General features: G+C 69.1%; 19 protein-coding genes, 1 tRNA gene and 1 pseudogene. 5 read left to right on the top strand and 16 right to left on the bottom strand.

The features are described 5' to 3' along the window. Positions 1–64: 64 nt before the first annotated feature. The 10 genes from E3T37_RS03350 to topA all read right to left on the bottom strand — a co-directional run bounded on the left by E3T37_RS03350 (position 65) and on the right by topA (position 14,517). Positions 65–2,377 (bottom strand): bifunctional diguanylate cyclase/phosphodiesterase, encoded by a 2,313-nt coding sequence (locus E3T37_RS03350; RefSeq protein WP_134365428.1) that lies wholly within the window; start codon positions 2,375–2,377, stop codon positions 65–67. A gap of 110 nt (positions 2,378–2,487) precedes the next feature. Continuing rightward, on the bottom strand, positions 2,488–4,803 hold the full coding sequence (locus E3T37_RS03355) for a bifunctional diguanylate cyclase/phosphodiesterase (protein WP_241975887.1): 2,316 nt from the start codon (positions 4,801–4,803) through the stop codon (positions 2,488–2,490). Positions 4,804–4,930: 127 nt separating this feature from the next. Next, on the bottom strand, positions 4,931–5,914 hold the full coding sequence (locus tag E3T37_RS03360; RefSeq protein ID WP_134365430.1) for a Gfo/Idh/MocA family protein: 984 nt from the start codon (positions 5,912–5,914) through the stop codon (positions 4,931–4,933). An 86-nt stretch (positions 5,915–6,000) separates the two neighbouring features. Next, complete coding sequence (locus E3T37_RS03365; RefSeq protein WP_134365431.1) at positions 6,001–6,672, bottom strand: DUF998 domain-containing protein; 672 nt, start codon at positions 6,670–6,672, stop codon at positions 6,001–6,003. A gap of 243 nt (positions 6,673–6,915) precedes the next feature. Next, positions 6,916–6,991 (bottom strand) — tRNA-Thr (locus E3T37_RS03375). A 51-nt stretch (positions 6,992–7,042) separates the two neighbouring features. Then, on the bottom strand, positions 7,043–7,681 hold the full coding sequence (locus E3T37_RS03380; RefSeq protein WP_134365432.1) for a TetR/AcrR family transcriptional regulator: 639 nt from the start codon (positions 7,679–7,681) through the stop codon (positions 7,043–7,045). A 90-nt stretch (positions 7,682–7,771) separates the two neighbouring features. Then, positions 7,772–9,382, bottom strand: coding sequence for an alpha/beta hydrolase (locus tag E3T37_RS03385; protein WP_134365433.1), 1,611 nt, complete (start codon positions 9,380–9,382; stop codon positions 7,772–7,774). Continuing rightward, entirely contained in the window at positions 9,379–10,542 is a 1,164-nt protein-coding gene (locus tag E3T37_RS03390; protein WP_134365434.1) for a DNA polymerase III subunit delta', read from the bottom strand. The genes E3T37_RS03385 and E3T37_RS03390 overlap by 4 nt, the downstream gene beginning before the upstream one ends. 259 nt (positions 10,543–10,801) lie before the next feature. Further along, positions 10,802–11,419 carry a dTMP kinase gene (gene tmk / locus E3T37_RS03395; protein ID WP_241975882.1) on the bottom strand — a complete coding sequence of 206 codons (618 nt, stop codon included), beginning with the start codon at positions 11,417–11,419 and terminating at the stop codon, positions 10,802–10,804. Then, the gene (gene topA, locus E3T37_RS03400) at positions 11,416–14,517 is read right to left on the bottom strand and encodes a type I DNA topoisomerase (protein ID WP_134365436.1); all 3,102 of its coding nucleotides are present in this window, start codon (positions 14,515–14,517) and stop codon (positions 11,416–11,418) included. Before topA ends, tmk begins: the two co-directional genes overlap by 4 nt. 140 nt (positions 14,518–14,657) lie before the next feature. Here topA and E3T37_RS03405 point away from each other — a divergent pair, with 140 nt between their 5' ends. After that, positions 14,658–14,900 carry a hypothetical protein gene (locus E3T37_RS03405; RefSeq protein ID WP_134365437.1) on the top strand — a complete coding sequence of 81 codons (243 nt, stop codon included), beginning with the start codon at positions 14,658–14,660 and terminating at the stop codon, positions 14,898–14,900. 95 nt (positions 14,901–14,995) lie between these two features. Here the strand turns inward: E3T37_RS03405 and E3T37_RS03410 are convergent, their stop codons facing one another. The 6 genes and pseudogenes from E3T37_RS03410 to E3T37_RS03435 all read right to left on the bottom strand — a co-directional run bounded on the left by E3T37_RS03410 (position 14,996) and on the right by E3T37_RS03435 (position 18,090). Next, positions 14,996–15,415 carry an Rv3654c family TadE-like protein gene (locus tag E3T37_RS03410; RefSeq protein ID WP_241975883.1) on the bottom strand — a complete coding sequence of 140 codons (420 nt, stop codon included), beginning with the start codon at positions 15,413–15,415 and terminating at the stop codon, positions 14,996–14,998. After that, positions 15,415–15,762, bottom strand: coding sequence for a TadE family type IV pilus minor pilin (locus E3T37_RS03415; RefSeq protein WP_241981073.1), 348 nt, complete (start codon positions 15,760–15,762; stop codon positions 15,415–15,417). The genes E3T37_RS03410 and E3T37_RS03415 overlap by 1 nt, the downstream gene beginning before the upstream one ends. 7 nt (positions 15,763–15,769) lie before the next feature. Beyond that, positions 15,770–15,868: pseudogene (locus E3T37_RS17280) on the bottom strand (DUF4244 domain-containing protein); the annotation flags it as partial. Further along, complete coding sequence (locus E3T37_RS03425) at positions 15,844–17,268, bottom strand: recombinase family protein (protein WP_134365440.1); 1,425 nt, start codon at positions 17,266–17,268, stop codon at positions 15,844–15,846. The gene E3T37_RS03425 and the pseudogene E3T37_RS17280, both read right to left, overlap by 25 nt. Beyond that, a complete protein-coding gene (locus E3T37_RS03430; RefSeq protein ID WP_134365498.1) occupies positions 17,265–17,642 on the bottom strand; it encodes an ImmA/IrrE family metallo-endopeptidase in 378 nt (125 codons plus the stop codon). Before E3T37_RS03430 ends, E3T37_RS03425 begins: the two co-directional genes overlap by 4 nt. After that, positions 17,617–18,090, bottom strand: a complete 474-nt coding sequence (locus E3T37_RS03435; RefSeq protein WP_134365441.1) for a hypothetical protein — start codon at positions 18,088–18,090, stop codon at positions 17,617–17,619. The genes E3T37_RS03430 and E3T37_RS03435 overlap by 26 nt, the downstream gene beginning before the upstream one ends. Before the next feature lie 163 nt (positions 18,091–18,253). On the opposite strand from E3T37_RS03435, the gene E3T37_RS03440 reads away from it, so the two are divergent. From E3T37_RS03440 to E3T37_RS03450, 4 genes are all read left to right on the top strand, one after another. After that, entirely contained in the window at positions 18,254–18,520 is a 267-nt protein-coding gene (locus tag E3T37_RS03440; RefSeq protein ID WP_241985455.1) for a helix-turn-helix transcriptional regulator, read from the top strand. A 369-nt stretch (positions 18,521–18,889) separates the two neighbouring features. Then, positions 18,890–19,048, top strand: coding sequence for a hypothetical protein (locus E3T37_RS16700; RefSeq protein ID WP_166806064.1), 159 nt, complete (start codon positions 18,890–18,892; stop codon positions 19,046–19,048). Continuing rightward, positions 19,045–19,368, top strand: a complete 324-nt coding sequence (locus tag E3T37_RS03445; protein ID WP_134365443.1) for a hypothetical protein — start codon at positions 19,045–19,047, stop codon at positions 19,366–19,368. Before E3T37_RS16700 ends, E3T37_RS03445 begins: the two co-directional genes overlap by 4 nt. A gap of 82 nt (positions 19,369–19,450) precedes the next feature. Beyond that, entirely contained in the window at positions 19,451–19,849 is a 399-nt protein-coding gene (locus E3T37_RS03450; protein ID WP_134365444.1) for a hypothetical protein, read from the top strand.

Raw genomic sequence — 19,849 nt, forward strand, 5'->3', positions numbered from 1 at the left:
GGCGCCACCCAAGATCGAGTCCTTTCTGAGCGCTACCGCACATGGCTCAGTGAACAACCGAAAGTCAGCGCTTGACAACAATAGGAGCATCAAATTCCGTATCGGAGCGGGAATCGGCGACGCTCAGCTCGCGGGCGGCGAGCCACTCGTCCAACCGGGCGGCCGGCAGGGGCCGCGACATGTGGAAGCCCTGCGCCTCATCGCAGCCGTAGCCGCGGAGCATCTCGTAGGCGAGCGCATCCTCGACTCCCTCCGCGACCAGGCTCAGGCCGAGGCTGTGTCCCAGGTGGATGATGGACGCCACCAGCGCCGCGGCCCGGTCGTCGCCGGCCATCCGCATGATGAAGGACTTGTCGAGCTTGAGTTCGTCGATCGGCAGGTCCCTGAGGTAGGCGAGGGAGCTGTACCCGGTGCCGAAATCGTCCACGGCGATACGGATGCCGCTGGCCTGCAGCCGTTCCAGCACATCCCTGGCCCGGTCCCGGTCGGCCATCAGGAAGTCCTCGGTGATCTCGAGCATCAGGTCCGAGTGCGAGAGTCCCCGCAGCGAGAGCATGGCGTCGATCCGTTCGGGAAAATCCGCCTCGATCAGGGAACTGGGCGACATGTTGACGGCGACGGTCAGCGGCGTGCCCTGCGCCCGCCAGGCGCCGGCCTGGTCCAGCGCCGTGCAGAGCACGATTCGAGTCAGCTCGCGCATCAGCCCGGCTTCCTCGGCCAGGGTCAGGAACGCGTCGGGGGCCAGGAGCCCCCGACTAGGGTGCTGCCACCGCACGAGGGCCTCCACGCCGAGCACCTCGCCGGAGCCCAGCGCGATCTTGGGCTGGTAGTGCAGCACCAGCTGGTCATGGGTCAACGCCAGGCGCAGCTCCTCCAGCAGCCGAAGCCGGGCGTCGCCGTGACTGTCGTCGGCTCCGTTGAAGACGTGGTGTCCGCTGCGCGCGGACTTGGCCTTGTACATGGCCATGTCGGCCTTGCGTAGCAGCGCCTTGAGGTCATCGCCCTGGTCGGGGAACAGGGCGATGCCGATGCTGACCTTGGTCTCCAGCGCGATGCCCTCGAGCGTGAACGGCTCGGCCAGCACCTGGTCCAGCTGCCGGGCCACGGCCACGGCGCTCTCCTGGTCGGCTCCGTCGAGCAGCACCGCGAACTCGTCCCCGCCCAGCCGAGCGAGCAGGTCGCCGGCCCGCAGCCGCCGACTCAGCCGAGACCCCACCTGCACCAGCAGCAGGTCGCCGACGTCGTGCCCGAGGCTGTCGTTGACCTCCTTGAACCGGTCCAGGTCGAGCAGCAGCAGCGCGCACGGCCGGCTGGTGCCCGGCGCGAGGCGGACGAGGGCTTCGGCTCGGAGGGCCCGCCGGTTCGGCAGCCCGGTCAGGTCGTCCGTGCTGGCCTGGCGCCGCAGGTCGGCCATCCGTCCGATCTGGCGGGACGCCAGCTGGGTGCGGACCGCACCGAGCACCAGGGTCACCGCGGCAAGGATCACGGCCGGCGGCGAGATGGGCACCTGGGTGCCGAGGACGAGGACCCCCATACCCGCCACCGTGGCCAGCCCGGGAACCAGGAGCGTCCACGCGCCGGTCAGCGGGCGACTGGGCCGGGAGCCGGGACGCGCGAGGTCGCCCGCCCAGACCGCGATCAGCGCCATCCCGAGCGCCCAGCCCGCATCCGTGGGCGTGCCGACCCGATAGGTGTCACCGGCCACCTCGAACGCGTAGGACACGTCGGTCGCCGTGAAGGCGAGCAGCCCGAGTACGAAGAGGGACCAGCGGCCGCCGACGTCGAGCCCTCGTACCGCCGCGATGCCGGTGATCACCGAGATGAGCAGCAGGTCGAGCAGCGGGTACCCGGCCGCGATCGCGGAGGCCAGGGACATCGGCCCGGTCACGGCGGACTCGATGATCGGGTTGAGCCCCACGGCGAGAACGGATGCCGCGCCGAGCGATCCGATGGCGCCGTCGACCAGGACCGACCGCGGCAGTTCCCCGCGCTGGCGGTGCGCCAGCACGGCCAGCCCGGCCAGGATCAGTGGGTAGAACAGCAGGTAACCGATGTCCGCCAACGACGGGAACGGCAGCGCATCCGAGCCGAGCGCCACGAAGTAGCTGTAGCCGACCGCGAAAGCGGTGACGCCCGCCGCAACCAGCGCCAGCTGCAGCCGACCGGTGTCGGCGCGGAGCACGGCCGCCCAGCACACCAGCGCGGGCAGCCACTGCGTCGAAGTGCCCAGCCAGCCATTGACCAGGGGGCTGAACCCGGAGCCCTGCAGGAGCAGACCGGCCAAGTAGGCGGCCAGGAGCAGCCACATGAAGCGGATCAGCCAGGAAGCCGGCCGGGGCCGATGGCCGTCGGGCCGGTCGGAGCCGGGAGCGTTCACGTGTATCGCTCCCCCCGCTTGCCGTTGTCTTCACGCTAGCGGAGGCCGCCGGAGGGCCAGAGCCACGGGCGTCGTGCGGCACACCCCAGAACGGGGGTGGGCGGCTGGGATCAGCCCGCGGGTTCGGCGGCGGGGCTGAGTGTCCGCCGCCGGGCCGGGGCGCCCACTGCGGCGTCCGCTTCGCGGTCGGTGAGCCATCGATCGAGCTGGTCCGGGGGAACCGGCCTCGACATGAAGTACCCCTGGCCCTCGTCACAGCCGTAGCCGGCCAGGACCGCGAAGGCCTCCCCGTCTTCGATCCCCTCCGCCACCATCGTCAGGCCCAGGCTGTGGGCCAGGACCACGGTCGAGGAGACCAGGGCCGAGGCGCGGGCATCCGTCGTCATCGGGGTCACGAACGACCGGTCCAGCTTGAGCTGGTCGATGGGCAGGTCGCGCAGATAGGCGAGGGAGCTGTAACCGGTGCCGAAATCATCGACGGCGATCCGGATGCCCTGGCTCCGCACCCGGGTCAGGATGTCGTGGGCTCGGCCTCGGTCCGACATCAGGAAATCCTCGGTGACCTCCACCTGCAGCGCCGAAGCCGGCAGGCCGCGCGTTCGGAGCATCTCCCCGATCCGTTCGGGCAGGCTCTCGTCGACCAGCGAGCTGGCCGAGAAGTTGACGGCCACGGACAGGGGCTTTCCGCTCCGGTGCCAGCGTGCCGCCTGGTTCAGCGCCTCGGCCAGCACCACCTGGGTCAGGTCGTGCATGAGGCCGGATTCCTCGACCACGGCCAGGAAGGCATCCGGATAGAGCAGCCCGCGGGTGGGGTGCTGCCACCGCACGAGCGCCTCGACCCCCCGCACGGCACCGCTCTGCAGGTCGATCTTCGGTTGGTAGTGCAACACGAACTCGTCGTCGACCAGCGCGCTGCGCAGCTCCTCCAGGGTGCGCAGCCGCTTGTCCCCGTGACTGTCGTCGATGGGGCGGTAGACGTGGTGTCCCGTGCGGGAGGACTTGGCCTTGTACATCGCCATGTCCGCCTTGCGCAGCAGCACCGTGAGGTCGGCACCCTGCTGCGGGAACAGGGCGATGCCGACGCTGGCGGTGGTCGTCAGGGCGATCCCGGCCAGGGTGAACGGTACCGCGAGCGCGTCCCGCAGGGTGACGGCGACCACCTCCGCCTCGGCCTCGCCCGCCCCGTCGAGCAGGATCGCGAATTCGTCGCCGCCGAGCCGGGCCAGCAGGTCTCCGGCGCCCGCCAGTTGCGCCAGCCGCGCGCTGACCTGTAGGAGGAGCCGGTCCCCGGCGTCGTGGCCGAGACTGTCGTTGACCTCCTTGAACCGGTCCAGGTCCAGCAGGAGCAGGGCGCGGCGGCCCCCGTCCTCCAAGAGCCCGGGGACATCCGCGTAGAGTGCCCGCCGGTTCAGCAGGCCGGTCAGTTCGTCGGTGCGGGTCTGCGCGAGCAGGTTCACCGTGCGCCGCAGCTCGCCGAACGCGACAATGGTGCGAATCGACGCTCCGACGAGGGCCAGGCTGGCCAGCACCACCGCGGTGACGGGCACCCGCACCTGGCTGGCCAGCACCAGCACCGCGATGCCGCACACAGTGGCCATCGAGGGCACCACCATCGCCCACGCACCGCGAACCGGAGGGGCCGCCTCCGCCCGGGACGCCGTCGACCCGCGCAGCCAGACTGCCACGAGCAGGAGGCCGACGGTCCAGCCCAGGTCCAGCGGGGTGCCGATCACGTAGCCGGGGCCGGTGGCCCGGAAGGCGAACAGGCAGTCGGCGACCGTGAAGATCAGCAGGCCGAGGATCAGCTGGTTCCAGTTGCGGCCGACGCTCAGGCCGTGCGCCGCGGCGATGCCCGTGACCACGGCCACCATGGTCAGGTCCCAGGACGGGTAGGCCACCGCCAGCAGCGCCTCCGGCGACGGCGCGCCGCTCCCGGCGGCCAGGATCGGGCCGACGACGACCGACAGCACGGCGGCCGCGCCGAAGACCCCGACGGCGCTGTCGAGCGTCACCAGCCAGGAGAGAGTGCGCAGCTGCCGGTAGACCAGCACGAAGAGCGCCGCCAGGATCAGGGGGTTGAACACCAGATGGCCCACGTCTGCCCCCGACGGGAACGGATGCGGAGCGGCGGCATCCGTTGTCAGCAGGTAGGTGGCGTGACCGGCGGCGAAGGCGGTCACGGCCGTGGCCACCAGCGGCTCGAGGACGCGCCCGGAACCGGCCCGTCGCACCTCCACCCAGCAGAGCACGACCGCCGCCCACTGGGCGAGCACGTTCAACCAGCCGCTGACCGCGCTCGGCGGGCCGAAGCCGGTGAGCAGAGACGCGACGGCCGCGCCGGCCACCAGCGTCCACGCCAGCCAGAGCAGGAGGGTGGCAGGGCCGCGGGGGCGGATCGGCGCCGTCAGCGCGCGCACTCCAAGCATCCCCACTCGATCGCCTCCCCCTCGTGTTGGTCAGAATATCGGCGGGCACCACCCGACGGAGGGGGCGGCGGCCGGTTGCCCCGCGCTGCGGGCACCCCAGTTAGGGGCACGCCGGCTCGGGGTTTCGCTATTCGCCCGGGTACCGCAGCCCGATCTGCGCGCGCACCAGGTCGAGCGTCTCCATGATCGCCACCGCCTCTTCGACCGGCATGATGTCGCTCGAGATCTTGCCGGCCCGGATCAGCTGCTCGGCCTCGGCCGCCTGGTAGTGCATGCCGCGCCCGGTGATCTCGGCGGTGAAGGTCTCGACGACCTCGTTGGCGCTGTTGAGCACCCGGAAGTCCGTGGGCGCGTACCAGGTTCGGTCGATGTCGATGCGGCCTCGCGTGCCGAGGATGGTGGCCGTGTTCGGGCCGGCCGTGTCGCTGGCCGACAGGGTCTGGGCGATCTGCCCGCCCGCGTAGCGGAAGATCGTGGCCACCTGCGCGTCGGCGCCGGTCGCCTTGAAGGTCGCGCTCGCGAGCACGGTCTCGGGGCGTCCGAACAGTTCGGAGGCGAACGTGATCGGGTAGATGCCGAGGTCGAGGAGCGCCCCGCCGCCCAGGTGCAGGGCGTTCAGCCGGTGCGCCGGGTCGTCCGGCAGGTCCTGGGTGTGGTCGGCGATCAGGGAGCGAACGTTGCCGAGGGTTCCCTCGGCGAGGATCTCACGGATCCTCACCATGTGCGGCAGGAAACGGGTCCACATGCCCTCCAGCACCAGCAGCCCCAGCCGCGCACCGAGGTCGGCGATCTCGCGCGCCTCGGCCCCGTTCAGGGTGATCGGCTTCTCGATCAGCACGTGCTTGCCGGCGTTCAGGGCGAGCCTGGCGTTCTCGGCGTGGAACGGGTGCGGGGTCGAGATGTAGATAATGTCGACATCCGGGTCGGCGGCCAGAGCCTCGTAGCTCGGGTGGGCCGTGGGGATGCCGAACTCCGCCGCGAAGGCGTCGGCCGAGGCCTGCGAGCGAGATCCGACCGCCTGCACCGTGAAGCCGTTCAGGACGAGGTCGTTCGTGAAGGAGTGGGCGATCCCGCCCGTGGCCAGGATTCCCCAGCGGATTGAGTCGGTCATGGAACGAGCCTAGCGAGTGCGCGGCGCGAGCGGGCCTGCCGGGCTGCTGGTCAGGCGCGCGGGTCAGGCCTGGGCTGGCCGGCGGGTCAGGCCTGGGCTGGCCGGCGGGTCAGGCCTGGGCTGGCCGGCCGGCCGGGGCGACGGATGGCGGCGCTCACCAGATAGGTCCAGCCGAGGATGCCGGCCAGGCACAGCCGTTCCGCGAGGCCCAGCAGCTCCGGGACGAACGCGGTGGTCACCCCCAGCGCCAGCAGCCCGGCGGCGGCCAGGGCGGCGAGGCTCACGGCCGCCGGGACGGCCCGGTGCACGTCGCTGCCGCGCATCCAGACCGTCAGCACGGTGACCGCGGCCAGGGCAGCCAGGAACCCCGACCCGGCCACACCCAGGTGCGCGAGGCCGGTGGGAGTGTGGGTGCGCACAACCAGGTCGCCGGGTGCGGGGACATCCGTGGGCAGGGCGGCGAGGATCGCGGAGCACGCTCCCCCCATGAGCAACAGCAGCAGACCGGTGCGCCGCGTGCGGGAGGCGGGACCGACCGAGCCGATGGCGAGGACCGCGGCCCCGGTCGTGACCGCTCGGCCGAGGAAGTTGAGGTTCATCAGCCAGCCGTACGGGCCGACCGCGAGATTGCTCTCGGCGTCGCGGATCGGGCTGTAGTGCGGCGGTAGCAGCTGCAGCACGACGTCCACCAGGACATAGGCCGCCACGCCGAGCATGGCCGCCAGGGCGAACCGCCGGCCGGCCGCCGCGGACCGCATCCCCGGCGTCGAAACCGCATCCTCCCCCGCTGTGCCCGCACCCGCCCCTGCACCCGCCCGCGAGACCACCACAGCGTGCCCCTAACGAATTCGACGGAGATTTTGCCCACATCGGGCTCAAAACCCTGAAAACAACAGTTTTACAGCAGAATCTCCGTCGAATTCGTTCAACGGCGGGCCGGGGTTGTGGCCGGGCGACGACCAACGCGGAGGGTCCGGGTGACCGAGGGCGGAGAGTTTACGTGGAGCCGCCTATCAGAATCGAACTGATGACCTTCTCATTACGAGTGAGACGCTCTACCGACTGAGCTAAGGCGGCGTGACGCACGATTTCCCCTTGCGGAGACGCTCGGTGACACAGCAACCAAGCTTAGCTGGTCTGGCGGGTCATCTCGCACAGCTGCGCGAAGGATGCCGTCACATGCTCGGCCAACGGCCGCGCCGGTTCCTCCTCGGCCCAGCAGCGCCAGGCGTGGCGGAGCGCCGCCACCGTGACCAGCGTGAAGAGGAGGGCCTTCTGCTGCAGCTCGGCCGACTCGGCACCGAGCTCGGGGTGGTCGGTGACGAAGCGCCGGCCGATGATCTCCTGCAGCCGGCCCTCGAAGGTGCGCAGGGTGGCCATCCGCATGCCGAACAGGTAAGGGTTCTCCTTCATCACCGTGCGGCGCAGTTGGTGGATCTCGCGGTCGCCCTCCGTGCTGCGCAGGCTGTCGGAGAGCAATACGGCCAGCTGGGCCAGGATGTCCTCGCTCGGCCCAGCGTGCACGAAGGCCTCGATCTCCGGCTCCGACGCCAGGTCGAGTTCGTCGCCGACCAGCGCGGCATCCTTGGACGCGAAGTAGTTGAAGAACGTGCGCGGCGAGATGTCGGCGACCCGGCTGATGTCCTCGACGGTCACCTTCTCCAGGCCCCGGTCACAGGACAGGGTCAGGACCGCCCGCTGGATGGCACGCCTGGTCGCCAGCCGCTTCCGCTCGCGCAGGCCGGGTTCATCGTTATGCACCGACATGGCTCAATTCTTACACGGTGCGCAAATCTGCAGCCGGATGCCCGGCCCGTCCGACCGGGCCGGGTCCGGCTGGGCCTGGCCTGGCCTGGGTCAGCACATCGGGTCGCTCGCGGGCACCGCGCCCTTCAGCAGGTAGTCGTCGACGGCCGTGTTCACGCAGGCGTTCGACTTGTTGTAGGCGGTGTGCCCCTCACCCGTGTAGGTGACGAGGGCGCCGCTGTCGAGCTGGTCGGCGAGGCTCTGGGCCCAGACGTACGGGGTTGCCGGGTCGTTCGTGGTGCCGACGACCAGGATCGGGGCGGCCCCTTCGGCCTTGATCTGGCTGCGTTCCCCGGTGAACTTGTACGGCCAGTTCGCGCAGCCGATATCGCCGAAGGTCATGTACTTGCCGATCGTCGGCGCGGCGGCCTCGATCTCGGCGGCCTGGGCGCGCATCAGCGCAGGGTCCGCGTTGTAGCTGTAGTCGACGCAGTTGATGGCCATGAAGGCCTCGGTGGAATTGTCGAGGTATTTGCCGTCGGCGGAGCGGCCGTTGTAGCCGTCCGCGAATTGGAAGGCCACGTCGGCGTCCCCGTTCAGCACGCTGGTGAACATCTCGCTCAGGTTGGGCCACGCCGTGGCCTGGTAGAGCGGGTAGATGATCGCCGTGAGCAGCGTGTTCGCGCCGAGCTGGCGGCCATCCGTGGCTGTGATCGGACTCACGTCGACCGAGGCGAGCAGCGCCCCGATGGTGGCCATGGCGTCGTCGACGGAGCCGTCGAAGGGACAGTTCTCCCCCGCCAGGCAGTCGGCCAGGTAGGACCGCAGCGCGTTTTCGAAGCCGGTGGCCTGCACCCGGGTGACGTCGGCGTTGGTGGTGGAGGGGTCCAGCGCGCCGTCGAGGGCGAGCCTGCCCACCTTGCCGGGATACAGTTCGGCGTAGGTCGCGCCGAGGAAGGTGCCGTAGGAGTAGCCGAGGAAGTTGAGTTTCTTGTCTCCGAGGACGGCGCGCAGCAGGTCGAGGTCGTGCGCTGCGCTGACGCTGTCGACGTGGCCGAGCAGGGCGCCGGTGTTCTTCTGGCAGGCGTCGCCGAAGTCGGCGGCCGCCACCGTGAGCTCCTGGATCCAGGCGTCCGAGCCGCGGGCCGCGACGGGGAGTCCGTAGAGGTACTCGTCCATCTGGGCGGGCTCGTAGCAGGTGACGCTCGAGGAGCGGCCGACGCCGCGGGGGTCGAACCCGACGACGTCGAAACCGGCCTGCAGCTTCGCATCCGTCGCGTAGTCGAGGGACTCTTTCACGAAGTCGTACCCGGATCCGCCGGGGCCGCCGGGGTTGACGAGCAGGGAGCCGACCCGGGTGCCCGTGGCCGGATGCCGCACCAGCGCCAGGTCCACCTTCTCGGTGCCGGGGTCGGTCCAGTCGAGCGGCGCCGAGGCCGTGGTGCACTGCAGGCCGTCGCCGCAGTCCTTCCACTTCAGCACCTGGCTGTAGAACGGTTTGAGGGCGGCGCTGACCTTCTCACCCGTCGGGGCGGACGTCGTCGGCGCCTGCTGCGGCAGGAACAACGGCACGCAGCCGGTCAGGCCGAGCGCGAACACCAGCGCAGCCACCGTGGTGCGGGCCAGCACCGTCTTTCCAGCCAGCACCGGGGCGGTGCGCAAACGGGTTCGTCTGGTCAACGGGTTCCTCTTCCGTGGTGCCTGGTGCGTGGGCGATGTCATCGGCGGATCGCCGAGACAAGCATTGCCTCGAGGGCAAGGGCCGGCGCCACATTCGATTCGATTCTCTGCCGGGCCTGGGCGATCGCATCCAGTGTCGCCAGCGTCGCGGGGGGCGCGCAGGCGGCGCTCGCGGCCCGCACCTCAGAGAGCAGCTCGCGGTTGATCACGCTGGCCTCGCGACCCAGCTGCACCATGATCACGTCGCGGTAGAGCGAGGTCAGGTCCACCAGGATGCGGTCGATCCCGTCGCGGAGGCTGCGGGTGGCCCGCCGCTTCTGGTCGTCTTCGAGGGCCTTGATCTGGCTGCGCAGCCCGGGCGGCACGGACTGGCCGGGCTCCACGCCCAGCGATCGCAGCACGCCCTCGCGTTCGGCGGCGTCACGCTCGAGGGTGATCGCCTTCGCGTCGTCGCCGGCGATGGCCAGCAGCCGGGCAGCGCCGTTCACGGCCGCGGACACGCCACGGATGCCGAGGGCCGCCCTAAGGGTCTCCTCACGCCGGGCGCGCGCCTCGGGGTTCGTCGCCAGGCGCCGCGCCATGCCGATGTGGCTCTGTGCCTCGCGCGCGGCCCGCTCGGCGGTGGCCGGATCGACGCCGTCGCGGGCGACGAGCAGGCCGGCGACGTCGTCGATGCTCGGCACGCGCAGCCGCACCGAGCGCACGCGGGACCGGATGGTGGGCAGCAGGTCGGCTTCGCTCGGGGCGCAGAGGATCCACACGGTGCGCTCCGGCGGCTCTTCGAGCGCCTTGAGCAGCACGTTCGAGGTGCGTTCGACCATGCGGTCGGCGTCTTCGACCACGATCACCCGGTACCGGCCCACCGAGGGCGAATACTGCGAGCGCTTCACGGCTTCCTTGACCGATTCCATCTTGATGATGACGCCCTCGGTCGACAGGACGATCAGGTCGGGATGCGTGCGCGCGTCGACGAGGCGCCGCGTGGTCTCCTGGCCGTCTTCCGTGCCCGGGCTCAGCAGCGCGGTAGCGAACGCGAAGGCGAGATTCGAGCGGCCGGATCCGGGCGGGCCGGTGATCAGCCAGGCGTGCGTCATGGCCGACGGCGCCGCCGAGCGCGCCTCATCGCCGGCCGGCCCTTCGGCCGCCGCGCGGAAGATGGCGATCGCATCCGCCTGACCCGTCAGATCGTCCCAGACTCGCATCGAACCAGAGTACCTTCCGCCGGTGACAGAGGGCTTGGAACTCGTGCTGAGGCGTGGTCAGCCGAGCGAGCGCCCAGCGAAGCGCCCAGCGAAGCGCCGTGTCCGGTGCCGAACCAATTCGACGGAGATTTTGCCGAAAACGGCCGGTTTAGGGCCCAAAACAGTGTGTACGGGCAAAATCTCCGTCGAATTCGTTAGGGGCGGGGGTTTCTGCGGCGGCGCCGGCCTGGGAGTGACTCATGCCCGCGACTGCGGAAGGTCAGAGCAGTGCGGCGACGCGCTCACGGATGACGGCGGCGATCTCCGCGACCGGCAGCGCGGCATCCACGACCAGGAAACGCTCCGGCTCGGCCGCAGCCAGCCCGAGGAACGCGGCGCGCACCCGGCGGTGGAAGTCGCTCTTCTCGGCCTCCAGCCGGTCGAACCGCTTGTTATCGGCGTCGAGCCGCCCGCGGGCGACGTCCTCGTCGAGGTCGAGCAGGATGGTGAGCTCGGGCAGCAGACCCTCCGCCGCCCAGAGCGACAGTTCGCGGATCTCGTCCGCACCCAGCACCCGCCCGGCACCCTGGTAGGCGACGGATGAGTCGAGGTAGCGGTCCTGGATCACCACTTCGCCGCGGGCGAGCGCCGGGCGCACCGCGGTCGCGATGTGCTGCGCGCGGTCGGCCGCGTAGAGCAGCGCTTCCGCGCGGGGGGACACCTCGCCGCGGTGATGCAGCACGATCTCGCGGATCAGGACGCCGACCGGCGTGCCGCCGGGCTCGCGGGTGCGCAGGACGGTGCGTCCGCCCTGCTCGAGCCAGTCGGTGAGGAGCTGCGACTGGGTCGTCTTGCCTGACCCGTCGCCGCCCTCGACCGTGATGAACAGCCCGGTCACGACTGCGCGGATGCCTGGTTCGCGGCGGCCTTGGCGGCCGCGGTGGCCGCCCGGGTCGCTGCGGCCTTCGCTGCGGTCGCCGCCTTCTGGGCGGGGGTCCTGACCACTGCGGCGCGGGCCGTCCCGACCTTCGCGGCACTGGTCTTCGCGGCACTGGTCTTCGCCGCCCCGGTCTTCGTGCCCGGAGCCCTCCGCACGGTGGTGGTGGCCCCCGACGCCGTCGTCGTCTTCACGGCGGCCTTCTTGGCTGGCGCCTTTTTCACGGCCGCCTTCTTGGCCGGGGCCTTCTTCGCCGGCGCCTTCTTGGCCGCGGCCTTCTTCACGACCGGTCCCTTGGCACGCTTGTCGGCCAGCAGCTGTACGGCGCGGTCGAAGTCGACCTCCTCCACCGTTTCGGCCTTGGGGATGGTCGCGTTGGTGACGCCGTCGGTGACGTAGGCGCCGAACCGGCCGTCCTTGATCTTGATGGCCTTGCCGCTCTCGGGGTCGGGCGCCTCGAACTCCTTGAGGGCGCTCGACGCCCGCCGTGCGCCGTACTTGGGCTGGGCGTAGAGCTCGACCGCGCCGGCCAGGTCGATCTCGAAGATCTGGTCCTCGCTGGTCAGCGAACGGGTGTCGACGCCCTTCTTCAGGTAGGGGCCGAACTTGCCGTTCTGCGCCGTGATCTCGGAACCCGATTCCGGGTCGACGCCCACCGTGCGCGGCAGGGCGAGCAGGTGCAGAGCGGTGTCGAGGTCGATCGTGGCCAGGTCCATGGTCTTGAACAGCGAAGCCGTGCGCGGTTTCACGGCGGCGACCTTCTTAACCGCGCCCTTGCGCTTGGGCTTGGCCGCGGCGGCTGCCGTGGCGGCCGTGGTCGTCGCGGCGGCCTCGGCGGCAACCGAATCGGATAGCAGCGTCACCTCGCCGGTCACCGGGTCGATGGTCTCGCCCGGCTCGACGACCTCGGCGACCGGCTCCAGCTCGGTGACATAGGGACCGAACCGGCCGTCCTTCGCCACGATGCTCTTGCCGTTCTCCGGGTTCACGCCGATCACGCGGTCGGTGATGACCGGCGCGTCGATGAGTTCACGGGCCTTCGCCGGGGTCAGTTCGTCGGGCGCGAGGTCCGGCGGGATGTTGACGCGGCGCGGCGGCGCATCCGGGGACGCGTCGGGGTCGATGACCTCGAGGTAGGGACCGTATTTGCCGATGCGCAGGGTGATGTCATCGCCGATGGGCATCGAGTTGATCGAGCGGGCGTCGATCTCGCCGAGGTTGTCGATGACCTGGCGCAGGCCGCGGTGCTTCTCGGAGCCGAAGTAGAAGCTGGTCAGCCAGTCGACCCGGTCGGCCTTGCCGTCGGCGATGCGGTCGAGGTCGTCTTCCATCTCGGCGGTGAAGTCGTATTCGACCAGGTCGGAGAAGTACTCCTCGAGCAGGCGCACGACGGAGAACGCGATCCAGTTGGGCACCAGGGACTGGCCGCGCGGGGTGACGTAGCCGCGCTCGGTGATCGTGGAGATGATCGATGCGTACGTCGACGGGCGGCCGATGCCGAGCTCTTCGAGCTTCTTGACCAGGCTGGCCTCGGTGTAGCGGGCGGCCGGGGTGGTCTCGTGGCCCTTGGCCTCCACCTCGAGCAGGGTCAACTTCTGGCCCTCTTCGAGCGGCGGCAGCTTCGACTCGGTCGCGTCGGTGGGCGCGTTGCGCTCCTCGTCGCGGGATTCCTCGTAGGCCAGCATGAAGCCGCGGAAGGTGATCACGGTTCCGCTGGCGGAGAACTCGGCGAGCGCTCCGGATGCCGCGGGGTGCGCGGCGGGACCGGTCGGGCCGGCCGCGATGGTGACCGACGCGGTCGAACCGGTCGCATCCGCCATCTGCGAGGCGACGGTGCGCTTCCAGATCAGGTCGTACAGCTTGAAGTCGTTGCCGCGCAGGGTGGACGCGAGCGAGGGCGGGGTGCGGAAGGTGTCGCCGGACGGGCGGATCGCCTCGTGCGCCTCCTGTGCGTTCTTGCTCTTGCCCTTGTACAGGCGGGGCTTGTCGGGCACGGTTTCCGCGCCGTAGAGCGCCGACGCCTGGGTGCGTGCGGCCGTGATCGCCTGCTGCGAGAGCGACGGCGAGTCGGTACGCATGTAGGTGATGTACCCGTTTTCGTAGAGCGACTGGGCCACGCTCATGGTCTGCCGGGCGGTGAAGCGCAGCTTGCGGGCGGCCTCCTGCTGCAGGGTCGAGGTCGTGAACGGCGCGGCCGGGCTGCGCCGGTACGGCTTGGAGGCCACCTTCGTCACGGTCAGCGCGACGGACGGCTCCTTGAGGGCGTCGGCGAGAGCGAGGGCGGATGCCTCGTCGAGCGTGACCGCGGACACCTTCGGCTTGAGCTGGCCGAGGTCGTCGAAGTCGCCGCCGGACGCGATGCGCTCACCGTTGAGGCGGACGAGCTTGGACTGGAACGCGGCATCCGTCGCCGACGTGCCAGGGGCGAGCTGGGCGATCAGGTCCCAGTAGCCGGCCGACACGAACGCCAGGCGTTCGCGTTCGCGCTCGACGACGAGGCGGGTGGCCGCGGACTGCACCCGGCCGGCGGACAGGCCGGGGCCCACCTTGCGCCAGAGCACGGGCGAGATCTCGTAGCCGTAGATGCGGTCGAGGATGCGCCGGGTCTCCTGGGCGTCGACGAGGGCGGTGTCGAGGTCGCGGGTGTTGTCCTTGGCCTGGAGGATCGCTTCCTTGGTGATCTCGTGGAAGACCATGCGCTTCACGGGGACCTTGGGCTGCAGCACCTGCAGCAGGTGCCAGGCGATGGCCTCGCCTTCGCGGTCCTCATCAGTTGCGAGCAGGAGTTCGTCGGCGTTCTTCATGGCCCGCTTGAGCTCGGCCACGGTCTTCTTCTTCGCGTCGGACACGACGTAGTACGGCTCGAAGCCGTTGTCCACATCGACCGAGAATTTGCCGAGGGGACCCTTTTTGAGTTCCGGCGGGAGGTTTTTGGGCTCAATCAAGTCGCGGATGTGGCCGACCGAGGACAAAACCTCGTAGCCGTCGCCCAGATAGGCGGCGATCGACTTCATTTTCGTCGGCGATTCGACAATGACCAGCTTCTTAGTGCCTGGCACCAGACTCCTCTTTATAGGTACGGGTCCAAGGATGGGCCAAGGCACACCATACACACTGCACCGGAGTCCCTGCCAACTCGTGCCGGACCGCCACCGGCATTGGGGGTTGCCAGGCAGGCGCTCGCGGAGACAATAGAAACATGGCTACAACAGCAACGGGCACGTACACCGCGAAGCTCACGGACGGCCCCCTCGAAGGCAAAACCGTCACCACCGAGTTCCTCGAATCCGGTGATCCACGGCCGCGACTCGAAATCCCGGCCGACTCCGGCAAGAAGCGGTATCTGTACATGCGCGGCGCCGGCCTCGAATTCGGCTCATCCGAGTTTCCGGAGCGCCCCACCGCCGTCGACTACCGTTTCATCGAGGCCGTTTTCGACTGATCCGGCGCGACTGAACCGACGCGACTGACCCGGCTCGACAGATCCGGCCAGTAGGTCTGACCCGCCTGACCTTCCCGCCCCGCCGACCGCGCAGGTCAACCGGGCGGCGGTCCCGCGCGTGACCGTGCACCCAGGTCGAGGCCGAGGTAGCCGCGCCCGATGCTGACCGAGGCGATCAGCCCCTCGACCGAGCACGCGGTGACGGATGCCCCGTTGAGCCTGGCCGCCTCGGCTGCGGCCTCGCAGGGCACCCCGGCCACGGCGCCCGAGGCCGTGTCGGCGGCGGCCAGCGCCGCGGCATCCGCGGACCCCTGCACCGCCCGCCCGACCGCCAGCACGGCGAACAGCGGAACGACCACCGCCGTCACCAGGAGCACCGCGCCGATCACCCCGACCGCGAGCACCGTGCCGGACCCCCGTTCGCCGCGCCCTGACCGCGTGCGCGGAAACTGAGCCCGGCACATCCAGGTGCGGAACCGGCGCATCCGGGTCCATCGAAACAGGGTCCGCCGCATCAGAGCCCCCCGGCGAGCGCGCAGGACCCGGCCGTCAGGGTCAGCCCGAAGGCTGCGAAGGGCGAGAAGGCGCTCGGCACGCTGAGCCGCACGCAGACGAATTCGCCGCGCCGCTCCGACGTCAGCGAGGTGCCCGGCACGGCCCGGTCGACGAGCCCCGCGGCCCGGTCGGTGCTGTCCCCGCGGGCAAGGGACCGGGCGGCGCCGGCCGCGGCATCCGTCAACCGCACCTGCTGGCCGACGACCTGCACGGCCCCCAGGCAGCAGGCCAGCACGAGCAGCACGGCCGGCACGACGGTCGCGAATTCGGCGGTGACGCTGCCACGCTCTGCGGTGTGCCGCGGCACCGGTCGGCTACCCCACGGTGAGGGCATTGCGCACCAGGTCGGTGAGGATGCCGCGCACCTCGTCGCCGCGCAGAATCACGATTACCAGTGCAAAAGTGACGAGTGCCCCCACAGGGAATCGAAGCTGGCCGATTGAGCGTCGATGTTGAGTCCCACGCGACGCAGTACCGTGCCGATTAGCTCCTGCCGGCCGGTCACATCGAAGAGCTCCCAGTCGCGCACCATGTCTCGAACGAGATCGCGGGACACGTCCGGCACCCCGGCGAGGACCGTCCTCACCTCGCTGATCTGCTCACGGAGTTCGGTCTGTCTCGCTTCGACCTCGGACCTCGCGGCTGCGTAGGAAGCATCAGATACCTTGTCGTCGATGTACAGCGAGGTCAGCTTGTCGATGCGGCGCTGCTGAGCATTCTGCTCGGCAAGGAGCCGCACGAGAGTGGATTCATTTTCGACCTTCGGGGCGAGGTCGACCGCGGCGTCGAGTTCCTCCGCCAGCGATTCGAGCCACGTCTGTACGAGTGGTTCCAGCTTCTTCGCGGACACGTAGTTGCGTCCGTGTTCGGGGTCCATGGAGGTGCAGATGTAGCCGCCGTACCAGATGCCGCCGGTGACCGCGCCTTTGCCCTGCATCCGTAGCCCGCACCCGCAGCGCACTAGGCCGGAGAGCAGGTAGGCCGATTGACGGGGCTTAGCACCCGTCCCTCTTCGGTCTTTCCGCATGGCCTGGTAGCGGTCCCACGTCGCCTGGTCGATGATTCCCTCATGCTGGCCCTCGTAGACCTCGCCCCGGTATGGCACCTTGCCAGCGTGGATGGGCGAATCCATCACGGTGAACGGGCGCACACGGTTCCATGTCCCGCCATTGGGCGACGGGATCGCCTGGGCGTTCATCCAGCGGGAGATAGCGGCTGAACCGTTCCCGGCGAGGTATTTGCGGTACATCGCGACAACCAGCGGGGCTTGCTCTGGGTTGGGCTCGATCCCTGTGTCAGTACGGCGCCAACCCCACGGGAGCCGCCCCGACGTCGGGAGTCCAAGGCGGAGCCGACGCTGGCGCACTTCTTCCCACTGCTCGCCGATCTGCTCAGACTGGAAAGCTGCGTACTCCGTCATCACGCCGCGGGCGAACCGCCCGGATGCCGTCGCTGTGTCGATGGGCTCGGTCGCCGACTCGATGCGACCGCCGGCTACGTCGACACGGTCGGCGGCGAGAACCCAATCGCGCCTGCTGCGCGAGAGGCGCGACCACTTCCACAGAATCACGACGTCGGCTTCGGCCGCCTCGATCATGTCGATGACGCGCTTCACCGCAGGGCGGTTGTCCCACTTGCGACCGGATAGCCCCTGGTCGGCTTCGATCATGACGATGTCGTAGCCCATACGGTCGCAGTAGTCGCGGCCGGCGGACTCTTGCATCTCGATGCTTATCGAGTCGTCACGGTAGACGGACTGGCGCAAGTACAGGACCGCGCGGGGCGGGGTGTCCGGAACGACGTGGAGCTTCATGATGCTCGGCTGTCCTTCATGTAACGGCTGAGGAGTTTGGCGGAAACGTTGAGCTCGTGACACCAGATGCCGGGGTCGTCGGTGACAGCCGCAGCGCGTTCCAGTTCAGAATGATCGATGAGCCTGCGTGATGCCCATCGATCCGCCTGAACCTCTTGCCGCGGGGTCGCGTTGCTATGACCGAGGATGACATGCCCGATCTCGTGTGTGAGCACGGACCGCTCGTGGATGGTCCTCATTCGCGACTGCAGGTAGATCGTTTGCAGTTCGGGAATCCACAAACCGTTGGCGGTGCGGAGCTTCCGGTAGACCACATTGATGCCGAGCAGCGCTGCGTGCTCGTGGGGGTCATAGGCCCGCCCGGTCGTCTCCATCGTCGCCTCCTGGTGTTTCATCTTCATCATCATCTGCTGCGACGGCGTAGTCCGAGCGTCGACCCTTCTCCCGTGCATCTTCCACCTCGCGTAGGACATCGTTGATGAGCTCCTCAGCGGCGGGTTCGGTGAGCGCCGTACTGGCGGAGCCTGCGGCGACTCGGCGCAGCAGTTCCTTCGAGATGTCGAGGTCGCTGACGCTGGCGAGGTGAAGCTGCCCGCTCGATGCGCGCAGTTCGTTCTCGGTTACCCAGCCGGCTGCAACGGCTGCGTCACCGAATGAGATTCCGTACGCGCGGCACAGCTGTCCGAGCGTGAGGCCGGGCGTCTTATCACTGGCAAGTTGCGCCTTGAGGGTGGTGTGGGTCATGCCGATTCGGTCCGCCATTGCACGGTTGCTGGCACCCGATGTGGCCGAGTGGAGGAAGTCAACGAGTGTCTGGGTCATGCGTTTAATGTAGCACTTTTGCAACAGAGTGGAAGCTTTTACCCACGCTTCACCGGGGGTTTGTGTGCATTATCGCAACACGCCGTAGTAGAACCGCTCCAGCCCCAGTTTTGCTGGTGTACATTCACTACATACCGAAACAAAAACACAACAGGAGGTGGACGTGTCGGTCGCCATCAAAATCAAGCCAGGTCTCATCGATCGCCTCCGCGAGACACGCGGAATCAACAGCGACGAAGCATTCGCTCGACTCGTTCAAACTGACCGTTCAACCTTGCGCCGCATCGACAACGGTGGTCAGCCGTCCGGCGCATTCATGGCCGGTTTCTGCGATGCATTCGGTCTTGGACTCGGCGAAGCATTCGACGTCGTCAAGGCCACCGCGGTCGTAAAGCAGATGCCAGAAGAACGCCTAGCGCAGGCCGCGTAATGGCCTCCCGCGAGGAGTGCATCAAGGCGGCATCGGTCGTCTTGGCGAACTGCTATCGGGTCCTTTACGCCTACCCCCTCGAAGAGGCCGCGCGGCGGGCAGTTCGCCCGGGCGGTCCGACATACGAGGAGCTACTCGTTCGTATCGCCGCCAGGCGGGAGATGTACCTGATCCCCGCCGTGGCTGCCTAGTGACAGTCGCACTCGCGGGGCTGATCTAGCCCCATTTTCTTGCCCCTCACTCGGAGGGGAATCCGCCGGCGTGCGCCGATGCGGAATCGAACCAATCGAAAGGGCACTTCCCATGGTTCAGAACACGGCACCATCTGCTCGTCACGCTCGTCACGCTCGACCGGCCACCGGCGAGCGCGTGGCTGCTCGCTCCATCGTCGTCCGCATGGGCGCACCGGAGCACCTCGGATTCACCATCAAGCCGGACAGCGCGATGATGGCGGCGCTGTCGTCGGGTGATATGGCGACCCGTGCCGCGGCCCGCGCATCCTTCACGATCGTGACGGTGCGGCAGTGAGCATGGCGCTCGACGGCAAGTCTCCGCGCAGCAAGTCGTCGCACCCGGTCACCTCAGTGGACGCGGGGCGGGCCGTGGCTCTGCCGGAGTCGCAGACCGCGGTCCTGATGCTGCTCACCTCCGTCGGCCCCATGGCGGATCACGAGCTGACCGCCCGCGCGGCGAAGAGTGGTGTTCCATTCTCCCCGCAGCGGCTCCGGACGGCCCGATCCGAACTCGCCGAGGCCGGCCGCGTCGTCCTCGTCGACGGCGAGTTCCGCCTCACGAAGTCGAACTACCGCGCCCAGGTGTGGTCGCTCGCCGAGCCCGCCCCGGCCTGACCGGCCCCGCGATCCACCTCGACAGCAAGGCCAGCTCCGCGCATTGACGCGGACCCCCTCTACCAAACGAAAGGACCCCATCATGGGAGTCAAACTCTCGGGCAGCTTGCCCGACGCAGATCGCCAGGGCATGGACCGGCTGCAGGGCCCGCTCGTCAAGCGCCCCGACGACCGGCACCTAGTAATCATGGTTGTCAACTCGCCGAGCGTGAAGGTCGACCACGGCCTGGACGGTGACACGTACACGCCGACCGCCGGCGTTCTGTTCGCTGAGCCGGTCCTCGATCGTGACGACATCAACGAGGTGCTCGAGATCCTCGGCCGGTGCCGGGCGACTCGGCTGGACGATGCCACCCTCGACTTCGACTTCGGGGTCGGTGACCCGCTCGCCGATGCCGCCAGGAAGATGCGCGCCGACGGGTTCGACCTCAGGACCTCGACAGGCGTGTTCACCGTGAGTGACCTGGACGCCGACGAATGA

The organism is Cryobacterium sp. TMT2-10 (genome assembly GCF_004403075.1).
GTDB lineage: Bacteria > Actinomycetota > Actinomycetes > Actinomycetales > Microbacteriaceae > Cryobacterium > Cryobacterium shii.

Excerpts from the sequence above, each read along its gene's own strand:
- E3T37_RS03355 (WP_241975887.1), bottom strand. The coding sequence starts at position 4,803 with ATGCTTGGAGTGCGCGCGCTGACGGCGCCGATCCGCCCCCGCGGCCCT.
- E3T37_RS03360 (WP_134365430.1), bottom strand. The coding sequence starts at position 5,914 with ATGACCGACTCAATCCGCTGGGGAATCCTGGCCACGGGCGGGATCGCC.
- E3T37_RS03365 (WP_134365431.1), bottom strand. The coding sequence starts at position 6,672 with ATGCGGTCCGCGGCGGCCGGCCGGCGGTTCGCCCTGGCGGCCATGCTC.
- E3T37_RS03380 (WP_134365432.1), bottom strand. The coding sequence starts at position 7,681 with ATGTCGGTGCATAACGATGAACCCGGCCTGCGCGAGCGGAAGCGGCTG.
- E3T37_RS03385 (WP_134365433.1), bottom strand. The coding sequence starts at position 9,382 with ATGACATCGCCCACGCACCAGGCACCACGGAAGAGGAACCCGTTGACC.
- E3T37_RS03390 (WP_134365434.1), bottom strand. The coding sequence starts at position 10,542 with ATGCGAGTCTGGGACGATCTGACGGGTCAGGCGGATGCGATCGCCATC.
- E3T37_RS03405 (WP_134365437.1), top strand. The coding sequence starts at position 14,658 with ATGGCTACAACAGCAACGGGCACGTACACCGCGAAGCTCACGGACGGC.
- E3T37_RS03410 (WP_241975883.1), bottom strand. The coding sequence starts at position 15,415 with ATGCGGCGGACCCTGTTTCGATGGACCCGGATGCGCCGGTTCCGCACC.
- E3T37_RS03425 (WP_134365440.1), bottom strand. The coding sequence starts at position 17,268 with ATGAAGCTCCACGTCGTTCCGGACACCCCGCCCCGCGCGGTCCTGTAC.
- E3T37_RS03430 (WP_134365498.1), bottom strand. The coding sequence starts at position 17,642 with ATGGAGACGACCGGGCGGGCCTATGACCCCCACGAGCACGCAGCGCTG.
- E3T37_RS03435 (WP_134365441.1), bottom strand. The coding sequence starts at position 18,090 with ATGACCCAGACACTCGTTGACTTCCTCCACTCGGCCACATCGGGTGCC.
- E3T37_RS03450 (WP_134365444.1), top strand. The coding sequence starts at position 19,451 with ATGGGAGTCAAACTCTCGGGCAGCTTGCCCGACGCAGATCGCCAGGGC.